This is a genomic window from Herbaspirillum sp. WTB6 (genome assembly GCF_057457785.1).
Genome location: NZ_CP176522.1, coordinates 158,939 through 185,304 on the forward strand (window position 1 = coordinate 158,939; position 26,366 = coordinate 185,304).

Below are 26,366 nucleotides of genomic sequence, written 5' to 3' on the forward strand. Positions count from 1 at the left end.
GATCAAGGCGAAGGCAATTCCGGCAAACTGCCGGAGACGATTTTCAGCACGTGTTCGCCGATCGCCAGCGAGGCCGTCAGGCCTGGCGACTCGATGCCGTACAGGCCGAGATAGTACGGATTGCGGTGCGCGGCAAACCGGAAGTCAGCGGCCGGCATGCCGGGGCCGCTGACCTTCGGCCGGATGCCGGCATAGGCCGGCTGCAAGGCGGCGGCCGGCAAGTCGGGCCAATAGGCGCGGATCGCCGCTTCGAATTTTGCGGCGCGGCGCAAATCGACGGCGTAGTCGAACGGCTGCGCGGTGTCATCCAGCCATTCAACATCGGGCCCGAAACGGGCGCGGCCCGCGAGGTCGAGCGTCAGATGCACGCCCAGTCCGCCCGCTTCCGGCACCGGATAAATCAGACGGGAAAAGGGTGAGGGGCCCGCCAGCGAGAAATAACTCCCCTTGGCAAACCAGGCAGTTGGCAGCGTGTTGCAGTCAAGGCCGCAGATGCGGCGCGCCAGCGCCGGCGCCTGCAGCCCGGCGCAGTTGAGCAGCAAATTCACCTGCAGCTCCAGTTCCGCATCGGGATTGGCGATGCGCAGCACGATGCCGCCCGAGCTCGTCTGCGCGTTCAGCAACTCGCTATTGAAGGCAAACAGGGCACCGGCGTGCTCGGCATCGCCCTCCAGCGCCAGCATGTAGGCGTGGCTGTCGATGATGCCGCTCAGCGGCGAATGCAGCGCGGCGATGCACGACAAGGCCGGCTCCAGAGCCTTGGCCTGGTCGGCGCTCAGCGCCGTTACTTCGCTGCAGCCGTTGGCGCGCGCCTGCCGTTCGATTTGCCGCAGCGTGGCGTGCTGCGCCTCGGCGGTGGCCACGATCAGCTTGCCGCACAGCCGGTGCGCGACCCCGCGCTCGGCGCAATAGCGCACCAGCGCGGCGCGCCCGGCCAGGCACAGCCGCGCCTTCAGGCTGCTGGTCGGATAGTACAGGCCGGCGTGCAGCACCTCGCTATTGCGCGAACTGGTTTCCATACCGATTCCCGGCTGCCGTTCGAGCACCAGCACCTCGCGCCCGGCCCACGCCAGCGCGCGTGCCACCGCCAGCCCGACCACGCCGGCGCCGACCACCACGCAATCGACCTTATCCATAGCGCGCCAGGGTCAGGCCATCGAGGTCGATCTCGGGCGGCCGGTGCGACATCAGGTCAGCCAGGATCTTGCCGCTGCCGGCCGCCATCGCCCAGCCGGCCGCGCCGTGGCCGATATTCAGAAACAGGTTCTTGATGCGGGTGGCGCCAAGCAGCGGCGCGCCCTCCGGCAGCATCGGATAGACGCCGCTCCATGGCGTGGCCGCCTGATAACTGGCGGCGCCAGGGAACCAATCATCGCCCAGCCTGCTCAGCATGCGCAAGGCGCGTTCGGCGCCGCCCGGGTGAGAGGCACCGAGCTCGACCAGGCCGGCGATGCGCACCCTGTTCCCCATGCGCGTGATGGCCGCCTGGTAGGTTTCGTCCAGCACCGCCGCCAGCGGCGCGGCCTCAAAATTCCTGATTGGTACGGTGATCGAATAGCCCTTGACCGGGTATAGCGGCACTTCCATGCTGAGCGGGCGCAGCAATCGCGCGCTGTCGGCGCCAGCGGCCAGCACCACGGCGTCGGCGCCGAGGACTTCGTCGCCGATGCGCAAGCCGATGCGCTCGCCTTGCGGCACGATGGCATCGACGTCCACCTGAAAATGGAATTGGACGCCCATCGATTGCGCGACCTGCCGCAGTTGCTTGGCAAACAAGGGGCAGTTGCCGGCTTCGCCATCCGGCAAGTGCAGGGCCCCGGCCAGCGGCGCGTCGGGTGCCAGCGCCGGCTCCATGCGACGCGCGGCGGCGCCATCCAGCAGTTCGTGGGCGATGCCCTGTTCCGCGAGCAAGGCGCGCGTGGGCGCGTTCAACTCCAAGTCCTGGGCAGTGCGGAACAATTGCAGTACGCCGAGGGTGTTTTCGTACTCCAGTTGATGCAGGCCCAGCAAGTCATGCAGCACGTGCTGGCTGTAGGCAGCCAGGCGCCGCATACGCTCGCGGTTGAGCAGATAACGCTCCGCCTCGCACTCCGGCAGGCATTTGCGCAGCCAGCGCCACAGGGCGCGGTTGCCGCCTGGCCGAAAGCTCAAGGCGTCCGGCTTGAACAGGGACGACAGGATTCTCGACGGCATCCCCGGGCTTGCCCATGGCGCCACATATCCTGGCGCGATGATGCCGGCATTGCCGAAACTGGCTTCCTCGGCAACGCTGGCGCGCCGCTCGATCACCGCCACTTCATGTCCCGCCGCAGCGAGAAAGTAGGCGCTGCAGATGCCGATCACGCCGCCGCCGACCACGACTACCTGCTTTTGTATTTTTATTTGTTGTTCCGCCACTTGCTTGCACCATGAATAAAAAAACCACGAAAAAGGCTGGAGATTGGCTCGGCCGGCGCCCAGGCCGAAGAGCCCCGAGTCTGCCATAGTTCAGATTCGCACGCCGACCGGGGGCGTGCGCAACAACTCTTGTTTTGGAACAACTCCGAATCTGAAATATTTTAATAAAAAGGAACCAAAGGTGGGGTTGCCCATCGAACTTGTGTTGCAAACGGCTAAGAAGTGCCGCTTGTTGACATCGAACTCCGCATCCGCGCCCTCCATGCAAGACGAACGAGTGGCGTGATATCGAATTACTTCGGCTATTTTCCAAGGAGAACATGATGACGAAATTTACCCAGCGCTTCAGCACTTTCTTTTTCGCGCTCTGCCTGCTCGCCGTCGCGGGCTGCGCTTCCAGTCCGCAGAAGGAAGGGACCGGCGAGTATATCGACGATACGGTGATCACGGCCAAGGTCAAGGCAGCCATCGTCAACGATCCGACCTTGAAAGCCACCGAGATCAATGTCGAGACCTTCAAGGGGGTGGTTCAGTTGAGCGGCTTCGTCAGCTCCGAGAGCGACATCGGCAAGGCGGTGCAGGTTGCGCGCGGGGTCGCGGGGGTGAAATCGGTGAAAAACGCGATGGCGGTCAAACCGAAGTAAGGCTGCATTGATGACCGCAAGCCGCCGTCGGCATCCTTCAGGCATGGCTAACTTCGGTTGTCCATGCCTGAATCACGTTCAGGCGCATGATTGCGGTCTGCATCCGGGATCGGCCAGCACCCGCACCGACTGACACGTCCATGCCGATTCCCGAACGAGAACCTGCGTCGCCCGCGATTTCCCCAGCGGTGGAAAAGACCGAAACACCCGAGCAGCTTCCGATCTTCACTCCGGGCGATCCGGGGCTTGCCGCGCCGCGCGTGCACGTCGATGCGCGCGGCCTGTCGCTGGCGATTCTGGCCACGGTGGCGCTGGTGTTCGCCTTGCAGTGGGCGCAGGCATTCCTGGTCCCGCTGGTATTCGGGATACTGATCGCCTACACCCTGAATCCGTTGATCGTCTGGCTGGAAGGCATCCGGCTGCCGCGTTTGCTGGCGGTGGTGCTGGTGATGGCGATCGTTCTTGGCGGAGCGGCAGCAGCGGTCAATTCGCTGCGCGTCGAATTCCAGGCTATCGTCGACCAGTTGCCAATGGCCACGCAAAAATTATCGAAAGCCTTGATCAAGATCCGCGGCGGCAAGAACGACACGCTGGAGCGGATGCAGGCTGCCGCCACTGAAATCGAGCGCGCCGCCAGCCAGGCAACCGGCGCGCGCAAGGCGGCGCCGCCTGCTGTGCCAGCGCCGCCGTTCAGTCTCGGCAACTGGCTGTTGGCCGGCTCGGTTGGCGCGCTGACGCTCATGGGGCAGATCTTGGTAGTGATTTTCCTGGTGTTTTTCATCCTTGCCTCCGGCGACATTTTCAAGCGCAAGCTGGTCAGGCTGACCGGGCCATCGCTGTCGTCGAAAAAAATCACCGTCAACCTCCTGAATGACATCAACGCCTCGGTCCAGAAGTACATGTTCATGCTGCTGGTCACAAATGGATTGCTGAGCGTATTGATGTGGGGCGCGCTGCGCCTGCTGGGAGTCGAAAACGCCGGGGCGTGGGCGGTGGCCGCCGGGTTCTTGCACGTGATTCCGTATTTCGGGCCCTTGCTAACCGCCGGCGCCATCGGCCTGGCGGCCTTCATGCAGTTCGGGACATTTTCGATGCTGCTGCTGGTGATCGGTATTTCGCTTGGCATAGCGACCTTGGTCGGCACCTTCGTCACCACCTGGATGACCGGCCGCATTGCGAAAATGAATGCTGCCGCGGTGTTTGTCGGCTTGCTGTTCTGGGGCTGGCTGTGGGGAATTTCCGGCCTGTTGCTCGGTATCCCGCTGATCTTCATCTTCAAGGTCGTCTCCGAACATATAGAGGGCATGCAGCCGCTGGCGGAGTTTCTGGGGCAGTAGAGCGGTCGCCGGCGTGTGCGGGACACCAGGCAGGAATTTGGAAACTGCTGTTCTCGTGCGAAAATGCGCAGCAAAATTTCCCTGCGCCACCTGCGCGTCCCTACCCCGAATGCCAGCCGCCCGCTCTCCTGCCTCTTCCCCGTTTTTGATTCCGCTCTGGCTGGTATGGGCCGTTGCGCTGGCGTCGGTGCTGATTGGCCTTGGCAGCTACGGCCTGTTGAACAACAACGAAGGCCTGTACGCGGAAATTCCGCGCGAGATGATCGCTGCCGGCGATTGGCGCGGATGGATCATCCCGCACCTGAACGGCTTGCCATACATGGAAAAGCCGCCGCTCCTGTATTGGCTGACCGCGCTGTCGTTTCTGCTGTTCGGAGAATCGGAATGGAGCGCGCGCCTGGTGCCAGCGCTGTCGTCGCTGGCCTGCGTGGCGCTGCTGCTCTGGTTCGGCAAGACCGTCCGGCGGCCGCAGGCGGGCCGGCTGGCGGCGCTGATGTTCGCCACCGGCTTGGGCGTCTTCGCGATGTCGCGCGCGCTGATGTTCGACATGCTGCTGACCGCGCTGCTGGCGGCGGCGCTGATGCTGGCGTATCAGTCTCTGATGGAAGGTCAGCCGCGCCGGCTGCGGGCCGCCTACGCCTTGCTGGCGCTGGCGCTGCTGGCCAAGGGTTTTGTCGCGCTGATCCTGTTTGGGCTGGTGGCGCTCGCGTTCGACTTCTGTAGCGCCCGGTCGCCGCGCGAATTCGTGCGCGGCTGCGCCAAATGGTTCGAATGGCGCGCGCTGGCGGTGTTTTTCATCATCGCTGCACCCTGGCATCTGGCGGCCAGCCTGGTCGAACCGGCATTCGCCTGGTTTTATTTCGTCAATGAGCATGTGTTGCGCTTCCTCGGCCAGCGCGAGCCGCATGATTATTATGCCGGCCCCTGGTGGTATTACCTGCCGCGCATGGTGATCTATTTATTCCCGTGGTCGTTTCTGCTGCCGGCGCTGTTGACACGCAGGATGGGGACCTCCGTCGCGCCGGCGCTGCCGCGCTTTCTGCTGCTAGCGTGGCTCTTGCCGCTGGCCTTTTTTTCGATTTCCAGCGCCAAGGCCAATTACTACCTGGTGACAGTGATGCCGTTCGCCGCACTGCATCTGGCGTTGGCCCTGGAAGAACGCGACTTCCTGCGGCCCCGGTTGCGCGCCTTGCCGGGCGTGCTGATCGGCATCGGCGCCGCGGCACTCGCCCTGGCATTCGCCACGCATGAGGTGGAACCGGCGGCGCAGCACCCGCTCTTGTTTCTCGGCCTCGGCCAGCAGCAATTCACCGTGCTCGGACTCGCGTCGCTGGCCCTGCTGGCGCTGGCCGCGGCGCTGCTCGCCTGGCGTTCTTTCCGAATCGGTATCCTGTCCTACCTGGCGCTGCCGGCGCTGATCACGGCGGCGCTGGCAGTTGCCATCGTGCCGCTGGAGCCGCAGGTGTCGGCCCGCCCGCTGGCCCAGTATCTGCAGCAACAGGCGGGGCGCCAAGTCTATCTGTACCGCAGTTTCGAGGAATTGTCCTCGCTGCCGTTTTACCTGAAGCAAGCGGTTCCGGTGATCGATAGCGTCAGTGCCGACCTGTTCTGGGGTAATCGTCTGCGCCTCGGCAATCCGGTCATGCTGTCGTCGGCCCAGTTCACCCAAATTCTGTCGCAGCAGCGCGTCGCCGTGGTGGTGCTGGACCGGCATCTGCAGGAGTTCGGCACCAGCGCTTATTTCGCGCAATTCGTCGCCCATCGGCGAGTCGGCGATAGCACGGTGTTCCTGAACTGAAGCGTGGCGCCGGTCGGGCGGCAGCATGGTGCGTCGCGGTATAATCGCGCCATCATTTCACCCGCAGCCGCGCTGCATCATTTCTCCTGCCACCATGCTGATTTTGCCGGGCTCCAACGCTCTTTCCACTTTCCGCACGAGTTCCCTGTTGTCCCGATTGCAAGCCGTGGCGCCCGCCATAGTCGGCGTAACGGCGCGCTTTTATCACTTCATCGATGCCGCGGCGACGCCGTCCGACGACGATGTGGCACGGCTGCGCGCCTTGCTCGAATATGGCGAACCGTTCGCCGGCAGCGAGGAGGGCGAGCAACTGGCGGTGATCCCGCGTTTCGGCACCATTTCACCGTGGGCCAGCAAGGCCACCGACATCGCCCACAACTGCGGCATGGGCGCCATCCGGCGCATCGAGCGCGGCGTAGTGTATTACTTTCAACTGAAACCCGGCCTGCTGGGCGGTGCCAAGAAGCTGTCCGAGGCCGAGCTGACGGCGGCTGCGAGCTTGCTGCACGACCGCATGACCGAGACAGTGCTGCGCGATCCGCAGCAGGCAGCCGGCCTGTTCCAGCACCTGGACGCCAAGCCGCTGGCCTTGATCGATCTGCTGGGCGGCGGCAAGGCGGCGCTGGAGCAGGCCAACCGCAGCCTCGGGTTGGCGCTGTCGGACGACGAAATCGATTATCTGACCGAGGCATTCCGGCGCGCCGAACGCAATCCGACCGACGTCGAGCTGATGATGTTCGCCCAGGCCAACAGCGAACACTGCCGCCACAAGATTTTCAACGCCGACTGGATCATCGACGGCGAGCAGCAGGACAAGTCGCTGTTCGCGATGATCAGGAACACCCACCAGTTGCAGCCGAAGGGCACCATCGTCGCCTACAGCGACAACTCGTCGGTGATCGAAGGCGCCAGCGTCGAGCGCTTCTATCCGCGCGGCGCGGCGCAAGGCAATGCGTACCAGGCGACGGAAGAACTGACGCACATCCTGATGAAGGTCGAAACGCATAACCACCCGACCGCGATCTCGCCGTTCCCGGGCGCCTCCACCGGCGCCGGCGGCGAAATCCGCGACGAGGGCGCGACCGGACGCGGCGCCAGGCCGAAGGCCGGGCTGACCGGATTCACCGTTTCCAACCTGATGTTGCCGGATGCGTTGCAGCCGTGGGAAAACGCCGCCGACGTCACTCGCGCCGGCGCGCAGGGCGAGGCCGCCGGCCCTTACGGCAAGCCGGAACGCATCGCGTCGCCATTGCAGATCATGATCGAAGGGCCGATCGGCGGCGCCGCCTTCAACAACGAATTCGGCCGCCCCAACCTGGGCGGCTATTTCCGCACCTATGAGCAGAACGTCGGCGGCACCGTGTACGGCTATCACAAGCCGATCATGATCGCCGGCGGCATCGGCAATATCTCCGACCGGCACACGAAGAAGCACGATCTGCCGGTCGGCAGCCTGCTGCTGCAACTGGGCGGCCCCGGCATGCGCATCGGCATGGGCGGCAGCGCGGCGTCGTCGATGGCGACCGGCAGCAATACCGCCGACCTCGATTTCGATTCGGTGCAGCGCGGCAATCCGGAAATGGAGCGGCGCGCGCAGGAAGTGATCAACGCCTGCTGGGCGATGGGCACGGAAAACCCGATCCTGTCGATCCACGACGTCGGCGCCGGCGGGCTGTCGAACGCCTTCCCGGAAATCACCAACGACGCCAAACGGGGCGCCATTTTCGACTTGCGCAAGATCCCGCTGGAAGAGAGCGGCATGGCGCCCAAGGAAATCTGGAGCAACGAGTCGCAGGAGCGTTACGTGCTGGCGATCGCGCCGGACAGCCTGCCGCTGTTCGAGTATCTGTGCCAGCGCGAGCGCTGCCCGTTCGCGGTGGTCGGCACCGCCACCGAGGAGCGGCAACTGAAGCTGGTCGATCCGCAGCATGGCAATGCTCCGGTCGACATGCCGATGGAGGTGTTGCTGGGCAAGCCGCCGAAGATGCAGCGCGACGTGACACGTGTGGCCAGCGACCTGCCGTCGTTGCAGTTGGGCGATCTGGGCCTGGTACGGCTGTCGCGGCGCATACTGCGCCTGCCGACGGTGGGCGACAAATCCTTCCTGGTCACGATCGGCGATCGTACCGTCGGCGGCATGTCGGTGCGCGACCAGATGGTGGGGCCGTGGCAGGTGCCGGTGGCCGATTGCGCGGTGACGACGATGAGTTTTTCCGGCTATCTGGGCGAGGCGATGGCGATGGGCGAGCGCACGCCGCTGGCGGTGATCGACGCCGCCGCCTCGGGCCGGATGGCGGTGGGCGAGGCGCTGACCAACATCGCGGCGGCGCCGATCGCCGATCTGTCGGCGGTCAAGCTGTCGGCCAACTGGATGGCGGCCTGCGGCCAGCCGGGGCAGGATGCGGCCCTGTTCGACACCGTGCAAGCGGTCGGCATGGAGTTGTGTCCGGCGCTCGGCATCAGCATTCCGGTCGGCAAGGATTCGCTGTCGATGCGCACCACCTGGAACGAGGACGGCGCTGACAAGGCGGTGCAGGCGCCGGTATCGCTGATCGTCTCGGCCTTCGCGCCGGTCACCGACGTGCGGCGCACGCTGACTCCGCAGTTGCAAACCGATGCCGGCGAAACCTCGCTGATCCTGATCGACCTCGGGCGCGGCAGGAACCGCCTGGGCGCTTCGGCGGCAGCGCAGGTCAGCGGCCAGATCGGCAATGACGCGCCGGATCTGGATCATCCGCAAGACCTGAAGAATTTCTTCGCCGCGATCCAGCGCCTGAACGCCGACGGCAAGCTGCTGGCCTACCACGACCGCTCCGACGGCGGGCTGTTCGTCACGCTGTGCGAGATGGCGTTCGCCGGCCGCTGCGGCGTCTCGGTGCACCTGGACATCCTGGCCATGTCGGACACCGAGGACTGGGGCGACGCCAAGAACTGGGCAACACAGATCGGCGCCCGGCGCGAGGAAATGAGCCTGCGCGCCTTGTTTTCCGAAGAGCTGGGGGCGGTGATCCAGGTGCGGATGGAACAGCGCTCGGACGTGATGAACGTGCTGCGCAGCTTCGATCTGGGCGCGCACAGCCACATCATCGGCAAGCCGAACGCGCGCGACCAGATCGAGTTCACGCGCGACGGCCGCGTCATCTACCATCAGCCGCGCACCGACCTGCAGCGCCTGTGGAGCAGCACCAGTTGGCAAATCGCGCGCCTGCGCGACAACCCGGAGCATGCCGACGCCGAGTACGAGCGCATCCTGGACGCGGCCGATCCCGGCATCACGCCGAAGCTCTCCTTCGATCCGCAGCAAGACGTTGCCGCGCCGTTTATCGCCGGCGGCGCCCGGCCGCGGGTGGCGATCCTGCGCGAGCAGGGCGTCAATTCGCATGTCGAAACCGCGTATGTGATGCACCGCTCGGGTTTCGAGGCGGTCGATGTGCACATGAGCGACCTGATCGCCGGCCGCGCCCGGCTCGACCAGTTCAAGGGCTTGATCGCGGTCGGCGGCTTCTCGTACGGCGACGTGCTGGGCGCGGGCGAGGGCTGGGCCAAGACCATCCTGTTCAACGCCGCGCTGACCGAGCAGTTCGCCGGCTTCTTCCGTCGCGGCGACACCTTCGCGCTCGGCGTGTGCAACGGCTGCCAGATGATGAGCAACCTGAAATCGATCATTCCCGGCGCGCAAGCCTGGCCGAAATTCACGCGCAACAAGTCGGAGCGCTTCGAGGCGCGCTTCTCGATGGTCGAGGTGACGGATTCACCATCGATCTTCTTCGACGGCATGGCCGGCACGCAAAGCGCGATCGCGATCGCGCACGGCGAGGGCTATGCCGATTTCTCGCAAACCGGCGACATCGGTGAAGCGCTGGTGGCGATGCGCTTCGTCGACAACCGCGGCCAGATCAGCGAAACCTATCCGTACAACCCGAATGGCTCGCCGCAGGGCATCACTTCGGTGACGACGGCGGATGGCCGCTTCACGGTCCTGATGCCGCACGCCGAACGGGTGTTCCGCACGGTGCAGAATTCCTGGCATCCGAAAGAGTGGGGCGAGGATTCGCCGTGGATGCGGATGTTCCGCAATGCCCGCAAGTGGGTTGGCTGACGGATCGCTTGCAGGGTGCCGCCGGAATCATATACTCCTTATATAGAGGCTTGATTCCCGCCACGATCTGGCGAAGTTTTTAATATACCCATTCGATTTTGAGCAGGAGCGGCGCCGGAGCTCAGGACATGCTTTGCGCCAGATCGTCGATGATCGGGCAGTCCGGCCGGCTGTCGCCGTGGCAGCAGTCGGTCAGGTGCTGCAACTGGTCGCGGATCGACTGCAACTTGGCGATGTCTCGGTCCAGCTCCTGGATGTATTGCCGCGCCAACTGTTTGACGTCGGCACTCTGGCGCGAGCGGTCATCCCACAGGCCGAGCAGCGTCTTGATGCGTTCCAGCGAAAAGCCGAGATCGCGCGAGCGCTTGATGAAGCGCAGGATCTGGACTTCCTTGTCGCCGTACTTGCGGTAGCCGGCATCGCTGCGGTTGGCCGATGCGATCAGGCCGATGCTTTCGTAGTAGCGGATCATTTTCGCGGTGACGCCGGAAGCATCCGCCGCCTGGCCGATATTCATGCTGGTATTCATGGTTGCGCTCCCGGATTGGTGTGCGGCTTCCAGCGCCGCAACAGCAGGGCGTTGGTCACCACGCTGACGCTGCTGAACGCCATCGCGGCGCCGGCGATCACCGGATTCAGGTAGCCGAACGCCGCCAGCGGGATGCCGACGATGTTGTAGACGAAGGCCCAGCCGAGATTCTGCCGGATCTTGCGGTAAGTGCGGTGCGAGATATCGATTGCGTCCGCCACCAGCCGCGGGTCGCCCCGCATCAGCGTGATGCCGGCCGCGTGCATCGCGACGTCGGTGCCGCTGGCGACCGCAATGCCGATGTTGGCCGCCGCCAGCGCCGGCGCGTCGTTGATGCCGTCGCCGACCATCGCTACCACCTGGCCGCCACCCTGCAGACCGGCGACTATTGCCGCCTTGTCGGCCGGCAGCACTTCCGCATGGTACTCGGCGATGCCGAGCGCCGAGGCCACCGCCTGCGCGCTGCCCGGATTGTCGCCGGTCAGCATCACCGGCTTGACTCCGATTTCCACCAGACGCGCCACCGCTTCCGACGCCGTCACCTTGATCGTGTCGCCGAACGCCAGCAGGCCAACCAAGTGCAGGCCGTCTGCGTTTTGCAACGCCAGCCAGGACACGGTACGCCCGGCGTTTTCGTGTTGCGCCGCGACCGGCTCCAGCACCGCCGTGACGACGCCGATTTCATCCATCAGGCGCCGGTTACCGAGATAGGCGCTGATTTCGCCCACTTGCGCCTGCACGCCGCGCCCGGCCAGCGCCTTGGCGGCAGCTGCTGCCGGGATGGCGATGCCGCGCGCCGCTGCCTGCTGCAGCACCGCTTTTGCCAGCGGGTGGTCGCTGTATCGCTGGACCGCCGCCGCCAGCGCCAGGATGCGCGTTTCATCGTCGTCGGCAGCCGGGCGCTCAAGCGCGACCAGCGCCGGCTTGCCCTCGGTCAGGGTGCCGGTCTTGTCGAAGGCGACGGTGGTGACCGCATGCGCGGTTTCCAAGGCTTCGGCGTCCTTGATCAGGATGCCGTAGCGGGCGGCGACGCCGGTGCCGACCATGATCGAAGCTGGCGTCGCCAGGCCAAGCGCGCATGGGCAGGCGATCACCTGTACCGCCACCGCGTTCAGCAGCGCGCTTTGCCAGTCGCCGGTCAGCAGGCCCCAGGCGACGAAGGTGAGGGCGGACACCAGCAGCACGGCCGGCACGAACACCGCGCTGACCCGGTCCACCAGGCGCTGGATCGGGGCCTTGACCGCTTGCGCCTCTTCCACCAGCCGGATGATCTGCGACAGCATGGTGGCGCCGCCGACGGCGGTCGCCTCGATCACCAGCACGCCTTCGGCATTGATCGCGCCGCCGGTGACGGCATCGCCGGCGTGTTTTGCCACCGGCAGGCTTTCGCCGGTCAAGAGCGCCTCGTCCAGGTGGCTGCTGCCTTCGAGCACCCGGCCATCGACCGGCACCCGCTCGCCCGGGCGTACGATCACGACATCCCCCAGCCGCACCTGATCCAGCGGCACCTGCCGCTCGCCGCCGTCGCGGCGCACCATCGCGAATGGCGCGCGCAGCGACTCCAGCGCCCGAATTGCCGCCACGGTCTGGCGCTTGGCGCGCGCTTCCAGCCATTTGCCGAGCAAGACCAGCGTGATCACCACCGCCGAGGATTCGAAATACAGGTGCATGCCGGCGTGCTCGCCATGCGCCAGCAGCAGGTACAGCGAAAGCCCGTAGGCGGCGCTGGTGCCGAGCGCAACCAGCAGGTCCATGTTGCCGCTCTTGGCCAACAGCGCCTTCCAGCCGGCGCGGTAAAAGCGGGCGCCGAGCCAGAATTGCACCGGCGTCGCCAGCGCCAGTTGCAGCCAGCCGGGCAGCATCCAGTCGAAGCCGAACGGCATGCCCAGCATCGGCGCCACCAGCGGCAGGCTGAGCAAGGCCGCGGCCGCCACCGGCCACCAACTGGGCCAGCCGGCTTTTTCCTTGGCGGCGGCAGCGCTTTCCGCGGCCAGGCTGGCGCGGTAGCCGGCTTTCTCGACCGCGGCGATCAAGGTCGCGGCGTTCACACCCGCGCCGACCACGTGGGCCTTCTCGGTCGCCAGGTTGACCGACGCCTGCGTCACGCCCGGCACTTTTTTCAGCGCCTTTTCCACCCGCCCGACACAGGAGGCGCAGGTCATGCCATCGATCACCAGGTCGAACGCTTGCTGCGGTACCTGGTAACCGGCTTTTTCTACCGCCGCCGACAATGAGGTCAGAGTGACATCGGCGGCGGCGCGCACCGTGGCTTTTTCGGTGGCGAGATTGACCGCGACCGCCTGCACCCCCGGTACCGCGCCCAGCGCCTTTTCAACCCGCGCTACACAGGACGCACATGTCATGCCTTCGATGCCAAAACCCAGCTCGGCATACCCGCTGTTTGTGTTCGTCATTGCGTCCATTGTCTTGATCCTGTTGATGGCCGACTTGAGCCGATGAACCAGCATAAACCTTCCATTGATGGAAAGGTCAAGCGCAATCGAGCGGGATTCACGCTTGACCTTGACCCGATAGGAAGCTTTATATTGTCATTTTCAACTTACTTCGGGAAATCAACATGTTGCAATTCAAGGTGGAAGACATGACCTGCGGTCATTGCGTGGCGACCATCACCAAGGCCATCCAGCAGATCGACAGCCAGGCGACGCTGACGGCCGACGTTCAAAGCCATGTCGTGCAGGTCACGAGCACCGCCGATGGCAAGGCGATCGAGAGCGCGATCCGCGATGCCGGCTACACGCCGCAGGCACTTGGATAGCACTTGCACCAGGATCATATACTCCCATTGATAATGGCAAATTTCCGCCGTAATGTGTATATTTAAATAATATACTCCTGTTTTTATGTTTCAGTTGCGGCAAGCAGGGCAATAAAAAAGGCGCTCATCAGAGCGCCTTTTTCCGTCCGCAAAGCGTTTACTGAATCTTGGCTTTGCTGCGCAGTTCTTCCTGATAGGCAGCCAGCTTTTTCTGCTGCAGCGATTCGGCGATCTGCTGCTTCACTTCCTCCAGCGTCGGCACCTTGGCGGCGCGCGTGTCTTCCAGCTTGATCACGTGGTAGCCGAACTGGGACTTGACCGGGGTTTCGGTAATCTGTCCTTTTTGCAAGGCGACCATCGCATCGGAGAACGGCTTGACGAAGGAGGTCGGCGCTGCCCAGTCGAGGTCACCGCCATTGGCTGCGGAGCCGGTGTCCTTCGATTGCTTGGCTAGATCCTCGAACTTGGCGCCGGCCTTCAGCTTGGCGATGATGGCCTTGGCGTCCTCTTCCTTATCCACCAGGATGTGGCGCGCATGGTATTCCTTGTCGCCGGCCTGGGCCTTGAACTTGTCGTATTCCGCCTGAATCTCGGCATCCTTGACCGGATGTTTCTTGACGAAATCGGCGACCAGCGCGCGAATCACGATCGACTGCCGCGCCATTTCCAGTTGCGCCTTGACGTCGGGGCTGTCGCCCAGCCCGAGCTTGTTCGCTTCCTGCATCAGGATTTCGCGATTGATCAATTCTTCCTTGATCATCGAGCGCAGTTGCGGGGAATCCGCCTGTCCTTGTGCCGCCAGTTGCTTGACCATCATGTCGGCACGCGAGGACGGCACCGGTTTGCCGTTGACCACGGCCAGGTTTTGCGCCAGGGCAGGGAAGGCTGCAGCCGCAACAAGCACCACCAGCAAGCGAGCGGGTTTTAAATACATGGTGAAATCCTAAAGTGGGAAAGTGAGTTGGAAGGAAGCTTGAATAATAGTTACCTGGAATGACGTTTAAGCCGCGATCTCCGAGGGCGCCAATGCAACCAGAGCGAGAGCATGGATTTCGGAGTGCATCATGTCATCCAAATAATGATACACCAGGCGGTGTCGAGCCAAGCGGTTTTGCCCTTCAAATCGGGCGGCGACCAGCCGTATCCGAAAGTGGCCGCCGCCGGATGCCGCTCCTGCATGACCGACATGCAAGGCGGACTCGTCTGTTACCAGACACTCCTGCGGCGCCAAAGTTTCAAGCAGGCGCTGGCGGATGCGTTCAACCCGGGAGGTCATTCAGCATCCTTGACATATTTTGACAGCATCAGGCTCTGGGCGATAACGAAGGCAAACATCAATCCGATGCCGCCGAACAACTTGAAATTCACCCAGGTTCCGGTTGAAAAATTGAATGCAACGTACAAATTCAGCAGCCCCATCACGCAAAAGAAGGCGACCCAGGCCAGCCCAAGCCGTTGCCAGGCTGGAGCGGGCAGCGCGATCTGTTTTTCCATCATGGTGCGAATCAGGTTTTTCTGGAAAAAAAACTGGCTGATAAACAGTACCGCGGCGAAGCACCAGTAGAGGACGGTCGGCTTCCATTTGATGAAGGTTTCGTTATGGAAGTAGATCGTGGCGCCGCCGAACACACCGATGATGGCGAGCGAAATCCACAACATCGGATCGACTTTCCTCGAGCGCAACAACAGGTAGCCGATCTGCGCGACGGTGGCGACGATGGCCACCGCGGTCGCCAGCAGGATCGGCGCCTGGCCGGCCGTTACTACTCCGCCCGAAACGAAGCCGGACAGATATTCGGCCGCGAATGACTGGGCGGCGTCGACATTGCCTTCACCCCACTTGAAAATTCCGAAAAACAGGATGACTGGAAACAGATCGAACAGAAACTTCATTTTTGCTGGGGCTCTTTCACGTCAGGTTGGGCGTCCGCAGCAAAGCGCAGCGACGCCGAGTTGATGCAGTAGCGCAGCCCGGTCGGCGGCGGCCCGTCCGGAAACACATGGCCCAGATGGGCGTCGCAGACGTTGCACAAAATCTCGGTACGCATCATGCCATAGCCGCGGTCGATGCGCTCGCTGACGTTGGCCGGGTCGAGCGCGCGGAAATAACTCGGCCAGCCGCAGCCGGACTCGAACTTGGCATCGGAGGCAAACAGCGGTGTACCGCAGCAGACGCAGGCATAGATGCCGGATTCGTGATGATCCCAGTAACGGCCGGTAAACGCCGGCTCGGTGGCGGCGTGGCGCGTCACCTGATATTCGAACGGCTCCAGTTGCGCGCGCCATTCGGCGTCGGTCTTGCTGATTTTTTCAGGTTTCATCGGATCGCCTTCTGATCATGAGGAGCAACTGACTTCCAAGTGACTGGCCCAGTCCGGCGGCAGAGCGGCATAGGCGGCGTGCTCGGGCTGCTCGTCGAATGGGCGTTCCAGCACCTTGAGCAATCTTGCCACTTCGGAAAAATCGCCGTGCCGCGCCTTTTCGATGGCGACTTGTGCCAGGTAATTGCGCAGAATGTATTTGGGGTTGACCGCATGCATTGCAAGCCGGCGCAGGTCATCCCTGCTGTGTTCGCGTTGCAGTCGTTGCCGGTATTCCGCCGCCCATCGGTCGAAGGCCTCGCGGTCGATAAACTCGTCGCGCACCGAATCTGCGGACGCCGGTTGATCAAGCCGCAGTTCGCCCAGCAGCCGGAAAAAGCGGGTGAAATCGACGTGATTGGCTTCCATCAAGGCAAACATCCGGTTCAGCAAGCCATCATCCTCGGCTTCCACCGTGCGCAGGCCGAGTTTTGCATGCAACAGGTTATCCAACATATCGGCATATTCGGACTGGTAGCTTTCCAGCGCTGCCTGCGTATCCTCCACCGAACCGATCAGCGGCAATAGTGCCTGGCCCAGCGCAAAGCAGTTCCAGCGGCCGATCTGCGGCTGCATGTTATAGGCATAGCGCCCGCCCTGATCGGTATGGTTGCAGATGTGGCGGGCGTTGAACGCCTCCATGAAACCGTAGGGGCCGTAGTCGATGGTCAGCCCGAGGATCGACATGTTGTCGGTGTTCATGACGCCATGCATGAAGCCGACTGCCTGCCAGCGCGCAATCAGATGCGCGGTGCGCCGCGTCACTTCCCGCAGCAACGCCTGGTAGGGATTGCGCTCGCCGCGCAATTCCGGATAAAAGCGGTCGATGACGTAATCGGCCAATGCCTGCAGCTCTTCTTTCCTGTCGTGGTAAAACCAGTGCTCGAAGCTGCCGAAACGGATGAACGAGGGCGCTAGGCGCGTCACCACCGCAGTGGTCTCCGGCTCTTCCCGCATCACGCGCAGATCGGAGCCGATCACGCACAATGCCCGTGAAGTCGGAATGTCGAGTGCGGCCATCGCCTCCGAACACAGGAATTCGCGAATCGACGAACGCAGCACCGCCCGGCCGTCCGCCATGCGCGAGTAAGGCGTCGGGCCGGAGCCCTTCAACTGCACTTCCAACCGGCCGGCCGGGGCAAAGGCCGGCGCCGCCAGATCGCCCAGCAGCAGCGCGCGGCCATCTCCCAACTGGCCAGCCCAGACGCCGAATTGATGGCCCGAATACACTTGGGCCAGTGGCTGCGCGGCGGACGGTAGGCGATTGCCGGAAAAGGCGTGAAGAAAATCATCACCGGCGAACGCAGCCGGATCGAGGCCGATCAGCGCCGCCGCGGCCGCGCTGCCGCATACCAGGTAAGGAGCAGGCAGCGGCTCCGGCGTAAGCCGTGTGTAAAACAACGAAGACAAAGCCGCGAACGAGTGCTCGAATTTCAGATCTGCGACGAACGCGGTCATACGGTTTTCCTGTTAAAACGGAGAGCGCACGGCATGCGGAGAAAGCCTACCGGCAAAGTTTCAGGCGTCATGCAAGGAAGCGATACAGTCATTTCAGGTGGCCAGAATTGGAGATATCGAATATCAAAAAGTTGACAGGGTTGCACTGCGCGATATGCTGACACTATCTGTTTACATCGAACGCTCATCGCAGTTTCATTTTGACAGAAGCCAGGACATCTCTTCCATTATGTCGGCATGAACGGAAACATGCGTGACATGTTCGTCAGGTAGCCATACGGAAAGGCACTTGTTTCTGCGAAAAATACGACGCTGCCGCGTTTGGTGTTGATATGACGACAATTTCGCTCACATTTTCTGAATCACGTATGGCACGTAATGGCAAAGAAATGGCTTCGAAAGACAAGGAAACTGGGAAGAGACCGAATAAGCTATTTATTTATTGCAAGGCAACATGAAAAACGATTGACCTTTTTCGTACGAGCGTACGAAAATTGTGCAAAAGCAGCAAAACATAAAGATAGGAGACGCGATGGCGCAGTACCCCAAAAGCCCGCTGATGGGCCAGATGATGGATCAGCCTTTGCTGATTTCGAGCATCATTCAGCACGCCGACCGCTATTTCGGCGATAACGATATCGTCTCGCGCCGAGTGGAAGGCGACATTCATCGCTACACCTACCGTGATTGTCACAGACGTTCGCGCCAATTGGCTAACGCGCTGGCCAACCTGGGCGTCAAGATCGGCGAGCGGGTCGCGACTCTGGCCTGGAATGGCTATCGTCACATGGAGGCGTACTACGCGGTCTCCGGCTCCGGCGCGGTACTGCATACCATCAATCCGCGTCTGCATCCGGAGCAGATGGCGTACATCGTCAATCATGCCGAGGATCAGTACCTGTTCTTCGACCTGACCTTTCTGCCACTGGTCGAAGCGATCGCTGCACACTGCAAGAGCACCAAGGGTTTCATCGCGATGTGCGATCGCACCCATATGCCACAAAACAGCAAAATCGCCAACCTGCTGTGCTATGAAGACTTGATCGACGCCAGTTCAGACGTCTATGAGTGGCCGGTCTTTGACGAAAATTCGGCCTCCAGTCTGTGCTATACGTCGGGCACCACCGGCAACCCGAAAGGCGCACTGTATTCGCACCGTTCCACCGTGCTGCACTCGTACGCCTCGACCATGCCGGACGCGCTGAACGTGTCGGCGCGCGATGCGGTGTTGCCCGTGGTGCCGATGTTTCACGTCAACGCCTGGGGCTTGCCGTATTCGGTACCGTTGACGGGCGCCAAGATGGTATTTCCCGGTCCGGCTCTGGACGGTAAATCGATATATGAATTGTTCGAACAGGAGCAGGTGACGATGTCGGCCGGCGTTCCCACCGTCTGGCTCGGCCTGTTGACCTATGTCGGTCAGAACAATTTGCGGTTCTCGAGCTTCAAGCGCACGGTGATCGGCGGCTCAGCCTGCCCGCCGGCAATGATGAAGACGTTCCGTAACCAGTACGGGGTCGAGGTGGTGCACGCCTGGGGCATGACGGAAATGTCGCCGCTGGGGACTGCCGGCACGCTGCAATCGAAGCACCTGAAGCTATCACACGAAGCGCAGGAAGCGCTGCTGGAAAAACAAGGACACGCAATCTACGGCGTGGACATGAAGATCGTCGATGACGCCGGCAAGGAATTGCCGTGGGACGGCAAGACCTATGGTAACTTGCTGGTCAAGGGACCATGGGTCATCGGAAGTTATTTCAAGGGCGAGGGCGGCGAGGTCTTGCAGGATGGCTGGTTTCCGACCGGCGACGTGGCAACCATCGATGCCGACGGCTACATGCAGATCACCGATCGCAGCAAGGACGTCATCAAATCCGGCGGCGAATGGATTGGCACCATCGACCTGGAAAACATCGCGATGGCGCATCCTGGAGTGTTACAGGCCGCCTGTATCGGGATTCCCCATCCAAAATGGGATGAACGGCCGCTGCTGGTGGTCGTCAAGCGGCCGGATGCGACCATCACCAAGGAAGAATTGCTCTTGTTTTACGAAGGCAAGATTGCGAAATGGTGGACACCGGACGACGTCACATTCGTCGAGGCGCTACCCATCGGGGCAACCGGCAAAGTCTTGAAAAACAAAATGCGCGAGCAATTCAAGGACTATAAACTACCTACCGCCTGAAACCACGCCTGACCAACGGTCAGTTTGTCAACTGCAGCACGCTCTTCGCTTGTACCTTCACTTATAACTTATAAAGAGAGAGACCTATGACAATCAAATTCCGCCCGCTCGTTTTAGCCGCTTCAGTCGCCGCAGCGCTGTCCGCCCCATTGGCCATGGCAGAGAACATCAAGATCGCCATGATTGAAACGATGTCCGGGGCGTTTGCGCCGATCGGTCAGAATCAGTTGAACACCTTTCAGCTTGTCACAGAGATCGCCAACAAGGAGCAATGGGCCGGTGCCGGTAACACTGTTCAGGTTACCGCGTTTGACGGCAAAGGCAGCCCGCAAGAGTCGCTGACGCAGTTGAAGCATGCGATTGATCAGGGTTATCGTTATGTCGCCCAGGGCAATGGCTCGGGGGTTGCGCTGGCACTGATCGAGGCCATCAACAAGCACAACGAACGCAATCCGGGCAAGGAAATCGTATTTCTCAATTATTCGGCAATTGACCCGGACCTGACCAACAGCAAATGCAGCTTCTGGCACTTCCGTTTCGATGCCAATTCAGATATGAAAATGGAAGCCATGACGACCTTCATGGCAAAGGATCCGAACATCAAGAAGGTCTATATCATCGGTCAGAACTATTCGCATGGCCACCAGGTCACCCGCGCGGCGAAAGAATATCTGAAACGCAAGCGCCCCGACGTCCAGATCGTTGGCGACGACCTGCATCCGATCGCCACGGTCAAGGATTTCTCGCCCTATGTCGCAAAAATCAAGGCATCCGGCGCCGACACCATCATCACCGGCAACTGGGGCGCCGACCTCGCGCTGTTGATCAAGGCGGCAAAAGATGCCGGCGTAACCGCGAAGTTCTATACCTACTACGCTGGAACTACCGGCGTGCCGACGGCGATGGGGGCAGCAGGTGCGGGTCAGGTGATGCAGGTCGCTTACTGGCATCCGAATAACGAGACCTTCTCGGGCAAGGAAATCGCAGCGAGTTTCAAGAAGAAATACAACGATGATTTCTATGTCCAGGATCTGTACACGGTGATCGAAATGCTGAGCCAGGCGGTCAAGGACACCAAATCCACCGATCCGGTCAAGGTCGCGTTCGCAATGGAAGGCATGAAGGTCAAGGCATTGAACGGTGAAGTTGAAATGCGCAAGACCGACCACCAACTGCAGCAGCCTCTCTATATCGCGACCTGGTCCAAGGTTGATGGCAAAACAGTCAAGTATGATCAGGAAAACACCGGCTATGGCTGGAAAACCGATCAGAAGATCGACACGTACGTTGGCACCCAGCCTACCTCTTGCCAGATGAAACGCCCCTCCAAGTAAATCCCCTTGACCAGCGTGGCGTGCCGTGTGCGCCACGCTGTTTTTCTATCCGCGATAATCGCGCGATGATTCAGGATTCCTGTTGAAGGGGATGGTTCGTGGAATTCACGCTTATTACGCTGTTGAACGGCCTGAGCTATGGGCTTTTGCTGTTCATGCTTTCTTCCGGCCTGACGTTGATTTTCAGCATGATGGGTGTGCTGAATTTCGCTCACGCCAGTTTTTACATGCTGGGGGCCTATTTTGCCTATGCAACCAGTACGCAGCTGGGATTCTGGCCCGCGCTCTTCATCGCACCGCTGATTGTCGGCGCGATCGGTGCGCTGGTTGAACGCTATGGATTGCGCATGGTGCACAAGTACGGCCATGTGCCCGAGCTGCTGTTTACTTTCGGCTTATCGTATGTGGTGGTCGAGCTGGTGCAATTGGTTTGGGGGCGCGCCGCGGTACCTTACCCGATTCCGCCGGAACTGGATGGCTCCCTGTTCACTCTCTATACCACGACATTTCCCATCTACCGCGGCTTCATGATGCTGGTGGCGCTGGTCATGCTGGTAGCGATTTATCTGATGCTGACGCGCACACGGACCGGGCTCGTGATCCAGGCCGCGCTGACCCACCCGGATGCGGTCGAGGCGCTCGGACACAACGTGCCGCGGGTGTTCATGCTGGTATTCGGCGGTGGTTGCGCACTGGCGGGGCTGGCGGGCGTGATCGGCGGCAACGCATTTGTCACCGAGCCAAATATGGCGGCAACGGTCGGCAGCATCATCTTCGTGGTGGTCGTAGTTGGCGGGATGGGATCGCTGGCTGGGGCGCTGCTCGCCTCACTGCTGATCGGCGTGATTCAGACCTACGCGGTCGCGCTCGATTATTCCCTGCACAGCTTGCTGGCGCTGTTGGGCGTCGACATCGGTATCGACACGCCCGGGTATTCGGTGCTGAGCCTGACGATCGCCGAATCCGCAGCAATTCTGCCTTATCTGCTGATGGTGCTAATTCTGATTTTCAGGCCCAAAGGCTTGATGGGTACACGGGAAGGTTGAACGGATGACTACGACGATGAAATTCGAGCCACTCAACCTCGGACGCTGGCTGATCTGGAGTCTGTTCGCATTGCTGCTGGTGGTCGCGCCGCTGATCTTTACGCAGGGAGCTTCCATTTCTCTGCTGTGCGAAATGGGTACGCTGATGATTTTCGGCTTGTCCTACAACATGCTGCTGGGGCAGGGCGGCATGCTGTCCTTTGGACACGCCGCCTATTCCGGTCTCGGCGCCTTCGTTGCGATCCATGCGATGAATCTGGCAAGCGGCGGCCAGCTGCCGATCCCGGTGACCCTGATACCGCTGGTAGGCGGCGTGGCCGGCATGTTTTTCGGTATCCTGTTTGGCTACGTCACCACCAAGAAATCCGGCACCACGTTTGCGATGATCACGCTCGGCATCGTTGAGCTGGTTTTCGCCTGCTCGCTGATGTTCCCCGGTTTCTTTGGCGGCGAAGGCGGCGTCACCACCAATCGTGTCATCGGCGAGCCGTTTCTCGGCATCAGCTACGGGCCGCAGATCCAGGTGTACTACTTGATCGCGTTCTGGCTGTTCGTGTGCGCAATCGGCATGTTCGCGTTCACGCAAACCCCGCTGGGCCGGATGGCGAACGCGGTGCGCGACAACCCCGAGCGCGCCGAATTCATCGGTTTCAACACGCAATGGGTGCGTTACCTGACGCTGATCCTGTCCGCCTTTTTTGCCGGCGTATCCGGTGGGCTGTCAGCGATCAATTTTGAAATTGTCAGTGCTGAAAACGTCAGCCTGATACGCTCGGGTGCGGTGCTGCTGTTTACCTTCATCGGCGGCATCGGGTTTTTCTTCGGGCCGATGATCGGAGCTGTAGTGGGCGTGTTCCTGACGGTCATGCTGTCCAGTTATACCAAAGCCTGGCAACTGTATCTGGGCGTATTTTTCATCCTGATCGTGATGTTTGCTCCGGGCGGGATTGCCAGCCTGATCATGCTCAACTTCAGGGTGATCAAAAGCGGGCGGTTCGGACGAATCTGGCCCAGGCTGTGCGCGGTCTGCCTGGCGACGGTGGTGGTGCTGACTGGCGTCGTGATGATGATAGAGATGCTGTATCACATCACGCTGAACTCGGCCAATGGCCCGATCAAGCAGCTATTCGGCTTTGCGGTAGACACCACCGCGCCCACCGGCTGGCTGACCGCCGCCGCGCTGCTGATCTTCGGCGCTCTGGCATTTTGGCGAACCAAGGCACCGTTCCAGCAAGTTTGGGGGGAAGTCAATATCGAGATAGAAGACATGATCCGGAGGGCCGAGGCATGACGTTTTCCCTGGAATTGAACGACGTCCGCAAGAGCTTCGGCAAATCGGAAATCATTCGCGGTACCAACCTGAAAGTAAAGGAGGGCGAACGGATTGCCATCATTGGCCCCAATGGCGCCGGCAAGTCCACCTTGTTCAACCTGATATCCGGGCGTTTTCCGCTGTCTGCAGGCGATATTCTGCTCAGGGGGAACAGCATAGCGAAACTCAAGCCTTTCGAGATCAACCGCCTCGGCCTGTCGCGCAGCTTTCAGATCACGAATATTTTTCACCGGCTGACGGTCTATGAAAACTTGCGCTGCGCGGTGCTGTGGTCGCTCGGATACAAGTATTCGTTCTGGCATCGGCTGAATGGCTTGCGGGATGTGCAGGAGCGCGCCGAGGCGGTACTGGAGCAGATTGGCTTGAAGCGGCGCCGGCAAACTACCGCCGGATTGCTGACCTACGCCGAGCAGCGGGCACTCGAAATCGGCATTACGATCGCCGGCGGCGCAGAGGTAATTTTGCTGGATGAACCCACGGCCGGCATGAGCCGCTCGGAATCGGACGCTGCAGTGGAGCTGATTCGCAAGGTCACCGTCGGCAAAACACTGTTGATGGTGGAGCACGATATGAGCGTGGTATTCGGATTGGCGGACAGGATCGGGGTGCTGGTGTATGGCGAGATGATCGCGTGCGACACACCAGCCAATATCCGCGCCAGCCAGAAAGTGCAGGAAGCCTACCTGGGCGGCCATGCGCCGGTGGAGGCTTGAACATGACGACTCTGCTCGAAATCAAAAACCTGCATGCGTTTTACGGCAAGAGCCATGTGCTGCACGGGGTCGACATGCAGATCAATCAAGGGGAAATCGTCAGTCTGCTCGGCCGCAATGGCGTCGGCCGCTCGACTACCGTCAAGGCGGCCATGGGGCAGGTTCACGCGACCGGTTCGGTGCGCTTCAAAGGCGAGGAAATGATCGGCCTGAAGGCGTTCGAAATCGCGCACAAGGGTTTGGGCTACGTGCCGGAGAGCCGCGATGTGTTCCCGGCGCTGACAGTCGAACAGAATCTGATTCTCGGTGAAAAAAAGAAGAAGCAATCGCGCTGGTCGCTGGACGACATGTATCAGATGTTTCCGCGCCTGAAGGAGCGCCGCCATACCGCTGCCGGCGTGCTCTCGGGCGGCGAGCAGCAGATGCTGACGCTGTGCCGGACCCTGATGGGCGATCCCGATCTGATCATGATCGACGAGCCGACCGAAGGCCTGGCGCCAAAACTGGTCGACCTGGTGGCCGAATACCTGAAGGAACTGAAAAATCGCGGTATTTCAGTCCTGCTGGTCGAGCAGAAACTCGCGATCGCACTGGAAATTTCGCAACGCATCTATGTCATGGGTCATGGTTCGATCGTATTCTCCGGTCGGCCGGAGGACCTGCGCTTGAACAGCAATGTTCGCAAGGAATGGCTGGAAGTGTAAATCCGAGGCAATCGCCCTGGCTGGGTGCGCAGTGGAGCACCTGTGACGGCCGAGATTGGCAACGATGCCGATCTCGGCCGTGTCGCATTTTCACGCAGGATTTCGAATACTGCGTCACATGGCGCACCGACTCCCAGCGCTCTCGATGGCCGGCCAAGCACAACTTGCGGCCTTGATTGGCGATTCCTCCGCATTAATAGATTCGCTGACGGCCTGTCAGCACGCTCGTGCGATTTTGGTTTTTTACTTGCCGATATTGCATGCATGCGGAATACTACAAAAAATTACACTGGGCTCCCCCACCCGAGGGAGTCTGACACGAGATTCTCATTCCTTAAGGAGGAAATCGATGTTGACTGTCTACGTTCGCCGCGCGCTGGTTCTTTTCGTCTTTTGTACGGTCCAGGCATTCTGGATAGGCGCGGTGCAGGCCGATACGCTCAGGATCGGCGTTTCGGGGCCGTTTACGGGCGGCTCCAGCCCGATGGGCGAGAGCATGTTGAATGGAATTCTCCTGGCAACCGAAGAGATCAACAACATAGGCGGGATTAACGGCAAAAAAATTGAATTGGTGGTGCGTGACGATGAGGCAAAACCCGAGGTCGGGGCCAAGATTGCCGAGGAGCTGGTGAAGAGCAAGGTAGTGGCCACCATCGGGATCGTCAATACCGGCGTTGGTCTGGCATCTATCGACGCCTATCAAAAAGCTCGAATCCCGCTGATGATCGCAGTCTCGACCGGCACCTCGTTGACCAGGAAATACGCGCCGCCGGCAGCGTCGGAGAATTACATCTTCCGGGTAGCGCCAACCCTGGACCTGGAAGCGAAAGTGGTCGCGGCCGATCTCAAGCGTAAAGGACTGAACAGCGTTGCCGTTCTGGCCGACACCACCGCTTATGGTGATGCCGGCCTGAAGGCTTTTGTCGAGCAGGCAGCCGCTGCCGGCGTCAAAGTTGTATCCGAGGAGCGCTTCAACATCGGCGATCAGGACATGAGCACTCAGGTCCGCCAGGCGAAAGCAAGCGATGCACAAGCCATCGTCGTCTGGGGCATCGGTCCGGAACTGGCGGCGATCGCGCACAACAAGGATGCGGCTGGGTGGAAAGTGCCGATGCTGGGAAGTTGGACGCTGTCCATGCGCAATTTTATCGACCACTCCGGAAAGACTGGCGAGGGCGCGCTGATGCCACAGACCTTCATACAGGATGCCACATCCAGTAGCAAAACCAGTTTTTTGCTGGAGTATAAACGGCACTTCAAGACCGATGTCATCTCCTCGCCGATGAGCGCAGCGCAAGGTTATGATGGTATGCACCTGTTGCATCTGGCGTTACGCCAGGCGAATTCGACCGACGGCTCCAAGATCAGGGAGGCGCTGGAAAACCTCAGCAAGCGCTATCAGGGCGTGATTACCAGTTACAACAAGCCATTTTCAAGACAGGACCATGACGCGATTACGCAGAACATGCTGCTAATGGGCCAAGTCAGCGCCGGCCGTGTTGGTTATGCCTATGCGGACGACTCGAAGCGCAGTGGCTTGCTGCGCCTGAAAGGTCAATAGAAGGCGCCGCAATCGATAGCGCTCCCTCGGTCCGGTGAGCAGTTCAGGCCACCGGATTTTTTTACCCCAAAAATAATACGATCGTTCTT

21 protein-coding genes are annotated in these 26,366 nt (G+C 61.2%); 12 read left to right on the top strand and 9 right to left on the bottom strand.

Going from position 1 to position 26,366, the window contains the following annotated elements; all coding sequences use genetic code 11:
* Positions 1-2 precede the first annotated feature (2 nt).
* Together ACK2VC_RS00735 and ACK2VC_RS00740 are read right to left on the bottom strand one after the other, a co-directional pair.
* A complete protein-coding gene (locus ACK2VC_RS00735; RefSeq protein ID WP_486731692.1) occupies positions 3-1,136 on the bottom strand; it encodes an NAD(P)/FAD-dependent oxidoreductase in 1,134 nt (377 codons plus the stop codon).
* Positions 1,129-2,397 (bottom strand): D-amino acid dehydrogenase, encoded by a 1,269-nt coding sequence (locus ACK2VC_RS00740; protein WP_486731693.1) that lies wholly within the window; start codon positions 2,395-2,397, stop codon positions 1,129-1,131. Before ACK2VC_RS00740 ends, ACK2VC_RS00735 begins: the two co-directional genes overlap by 8 nt.
* A gap of 323 nt (positions 2,398-2,720) precedes the next feature.
* On the opposite strand from ACK2VC_RS00740, the gene ACK2VC_RS00745 reads away from it, so the two are divergent.
* From ACK2VC_RS00745 to purL, 4 genes are all read left to right on the top strand, one after another.
* Positions 2,721-3,041: a BON domain-containing protein gene (locus ACK2VC_RS00745; RefSeq protein WP_486733280.1), complete on the top strand. Its 321-nt coding sequence runs from the start codon at positions 2,721-2,723 to the stop codon at positions 3,039-3,041.
* Between the two features lie 140 nt (positions 3,042-3,181).
* Positions 3,182-4,378: an AI-2E family transporter gene (locus tag ACK2VC_RS00750; RefSeq protein WP_486731694.1), complete on the top strand. Its 1,197-nt coding sequence runs from the start codon at positions 3,182-3,184 to the stop codon at positions 4,376-4,378.
* A 109-nt stretch (positions 4,379-4,487) separates the two neighbouring features.
* On the top strand, positions 4,488-6,176 hold the full coding sequence (locus ACK2VC_RS00755) for an ArnT family glycosyltransferase (protein WP_486731695.1): 1,689 nt from the start codon (positions 4,488-4,490) through the stop codon (positions 6,174-6,176).
* 94 nt (positions 6,177-6,270) lie between these two features.
* Positions 6,271-10,275, top strand: coding sequence for a phosphoribosylformylglycinamidine synthase (gene purL, locus ACK2VC_RS00760; RefSeq protein ID WP_486731696.1), 4,005 nt, complete (start codon positions 6,271-6,273; stop codon positions 10,273-10,275).
* A gap of 121 nt (positions 10,276-10,396) precedes the next feature.
* Here the strand turns inward: purL and cueR are convergent, their stop codons facing one another.
* Both cueR and ACK2VC_RS00770 read right to left on the bottom strand, forming a co-directional pair.
* On the bottom strand, positions 10,397-10,792 hold the full coding sequence (cueR, locus tag ACK2VC_RS00765; RefSeq protein ID WP_486733282.1) for a Cu(I)-responsive transcriptional regulator: 396 nt from the start codon (positions 10,790-10,792) through the stop codon (positions 10,397-10,399).
* 8 nt (positions 10,793-10,800) lie between these two features.
* Positions 10,801-13,218, bottom strand: a complete 2,418-nt coding sequence (locus ACK2VC_RS00770) for a heavy metal translocating P-type ATPase (protein ID WP_486731697.1) — start codon at positions 13,216-13,218, stop codon at positions 10,801-10,803.
* A gap of 164 nt (positions 13,219-13,382) precedes the next feature.
* Between ACK2VC_RS00770 and ACK2VC_RS00775 the strand changes: the two genes are divergently transcribed.
* Positions 13,383-13,583, top strand: a complete 201-nt coding sequence (locus ACK2VC_RS00775; protein WP_486731698.1) for a heavy-metal-associated domain-containing protein — start codon at positions 13,383-13,385, stop codon at positions 13,581-13,583.
* A 157-nt stretch (positions 13,584-13,740) separates the two neighbouring features.
* Here the strand turns inward: ACK2VC_RS00775 and ACK2VC_RS00780 are convergent, their stop codons facing one another.
* From ACK2VC_RS00780 to ACK2VC_RS00800, 5 genes are all read right to left on the bottom strand, one after another.
* Entirely contained in the window at positions 13,741-14,517 is a 777-nt protein-coding gene (locus ACK2VC_RS00780; protein WP_486731699.1) for a peptidylprolyl isomerase, read from the bottom strand.
* A 66-nt stretch (positions 14,518-14,583) separates the two neighbouring features.
* Positions 14,584-14,859 carry a BolA family protein gene (locus ACK2VC_RS00785; RefSeq protein ID WP_486731700.1) on the bottom strand — a complete coding sequence of 92 codons (276 nt, stop codon included), beginning with the start codon at positions 14,857-14,859 and terminating at the stop codon, positions 14,584-14,586.
* Positions 14,856-15,476: a septation protein A gene (locus ACK2VC_RS00790; protein ID WP_486731701.1), complete on the bottom strand. Its 621-nt coding sequence runs from the start codon at positions 15,474-15,476 to the stop codon at positions 14,856-14,858. The genes ACK2VC_RS00785 and ACK2VC_RS00790 overlap by 4 nt, the downstream gene beginning before the upstream one ends.
* Positions 15,473-15,904, bottom strand: a complete 432-nt coding sequence (msrB, locus tag ACK2VC_RS00795) for a peptide-methionine (R)-S-oxide reductase MsrB (protein ID WP_486731702.1) — start codon at positions 15,902-15,904, stop codon at positions 15,473-15,475. The genes ACK2VC_RS00790 and msrB overlap by 4 nt, the downstream gene beginning before the upstream one ends.
* A gap of 15 nt (positions 15,905-15,919) precedes the next feature.
* Positions 15,920-17,401: a protein adenylyltransferase SelO gene (locus ACK2VC_RS00800; RefSeq protein ID WP_486731703.1), complete on the bottom strand. Its 1,482-nt coding sequence runs from the start codon at positions 17,399-17,401 to the stop codon at positions 15,920-15,922.
* A gap of 532 nt (positions 17,402-17,933) precedes the next feature.
* Here ACK2VC_RS00800 and ACK2VC_RS00805 point away from each other — a divergent pair.
* From ACK2VC_RS00805 to ACK2VC_RS00835, 7 genes are all read left to right on the top strand, one after another.
* Positions 17,934-19,586, top strand: a complete 1,653-nt coding sequence (locus ACK2VC_RS00805; RefSeq protein WP_486731704.1) for a 3-(methylthio)propionyl-CoA ligase — start codon at positions 17,934-17,936, stop codon at positions 19,584-19,586.
* 86 nt (positions 19,587-19,672) lie between these two features.
* A complete protein-coding gene (locus ACK2VC_RS00810; protein WP_486731705.1) occupies positions 19,673-20,920 on the top strand; it encodes a branched-chain amino acid ABC transporter substrate-binding protein in 1,248 nt (415 codons plus the stop codon).
* 98 nt (positions 20,921-21,018) lie between these two features.
* The gene (locus ACK2VC_RS00815) at positions 21,019-21,966 is read left to right on the top strand and encodes a branched-chain amino acid ABC transporter permease (protein WP_486731706.1); all 948 of its coding nucleotides are present in this window, start codon (positions 21,019-21,021) and stop codon (positions 21,964-21,966) included.
* 4 nt (positions 21,967-21,970) lie between these two features.
* Complete coding sequence (locus tag ACK2VC_RS00820; protein WP_486731707.1) at positions 21,971-23,257, top strand: branched-chain amino acid ABC transporter permease; 1,287 nt, start codon at positions 21,971-21,973, stop codon at positions 23,255-23,257.
* On the top strand, positions 23,254-24,012 hold the full coding sequence (locus ACK2VC_RS00825) for an ABC transporter ATP-binding protein (RefSeq protein WP_486731708.1): 759 nt from the start codon (positions 23,254-23,256) through the stop codon (positions 24,010-24,012). Before ACK2VC_RS00820 ends, ACK2VC_RS00825 begins: the two co-directional genes overlap by 4 nt.
* A gap of 2 nt (positions 24,013-24,014) precedes the next feature.
* The gene (locus ACK2VC_RS00830; RefSeq protein WP_486731709.1) at positions 24,015-24,716 is read left to right on the top strand and encodes an ABC transporter ATP-binding protein; all 702 of its coding nucleotides are present in this window, start codon (positions 24,015-24,017) and stop codon (positions 24,714-24,716) included.
* 349 nt (positions 24,717-25,065) lie between these two features.
* Complete coding sequence (locus tag ACK2VC_RS00835) at positions 25,066-26,277, top strand: ABC transporter substrate-binding protein (RefSeq protein ID WP_486731710.1); 1,212 nt, start codon at positions 25,066-25,068, stop codon at positions 26,275-26,277.
* Positions 26,278-26,366 lie beyond the last annotated feature (89 nt).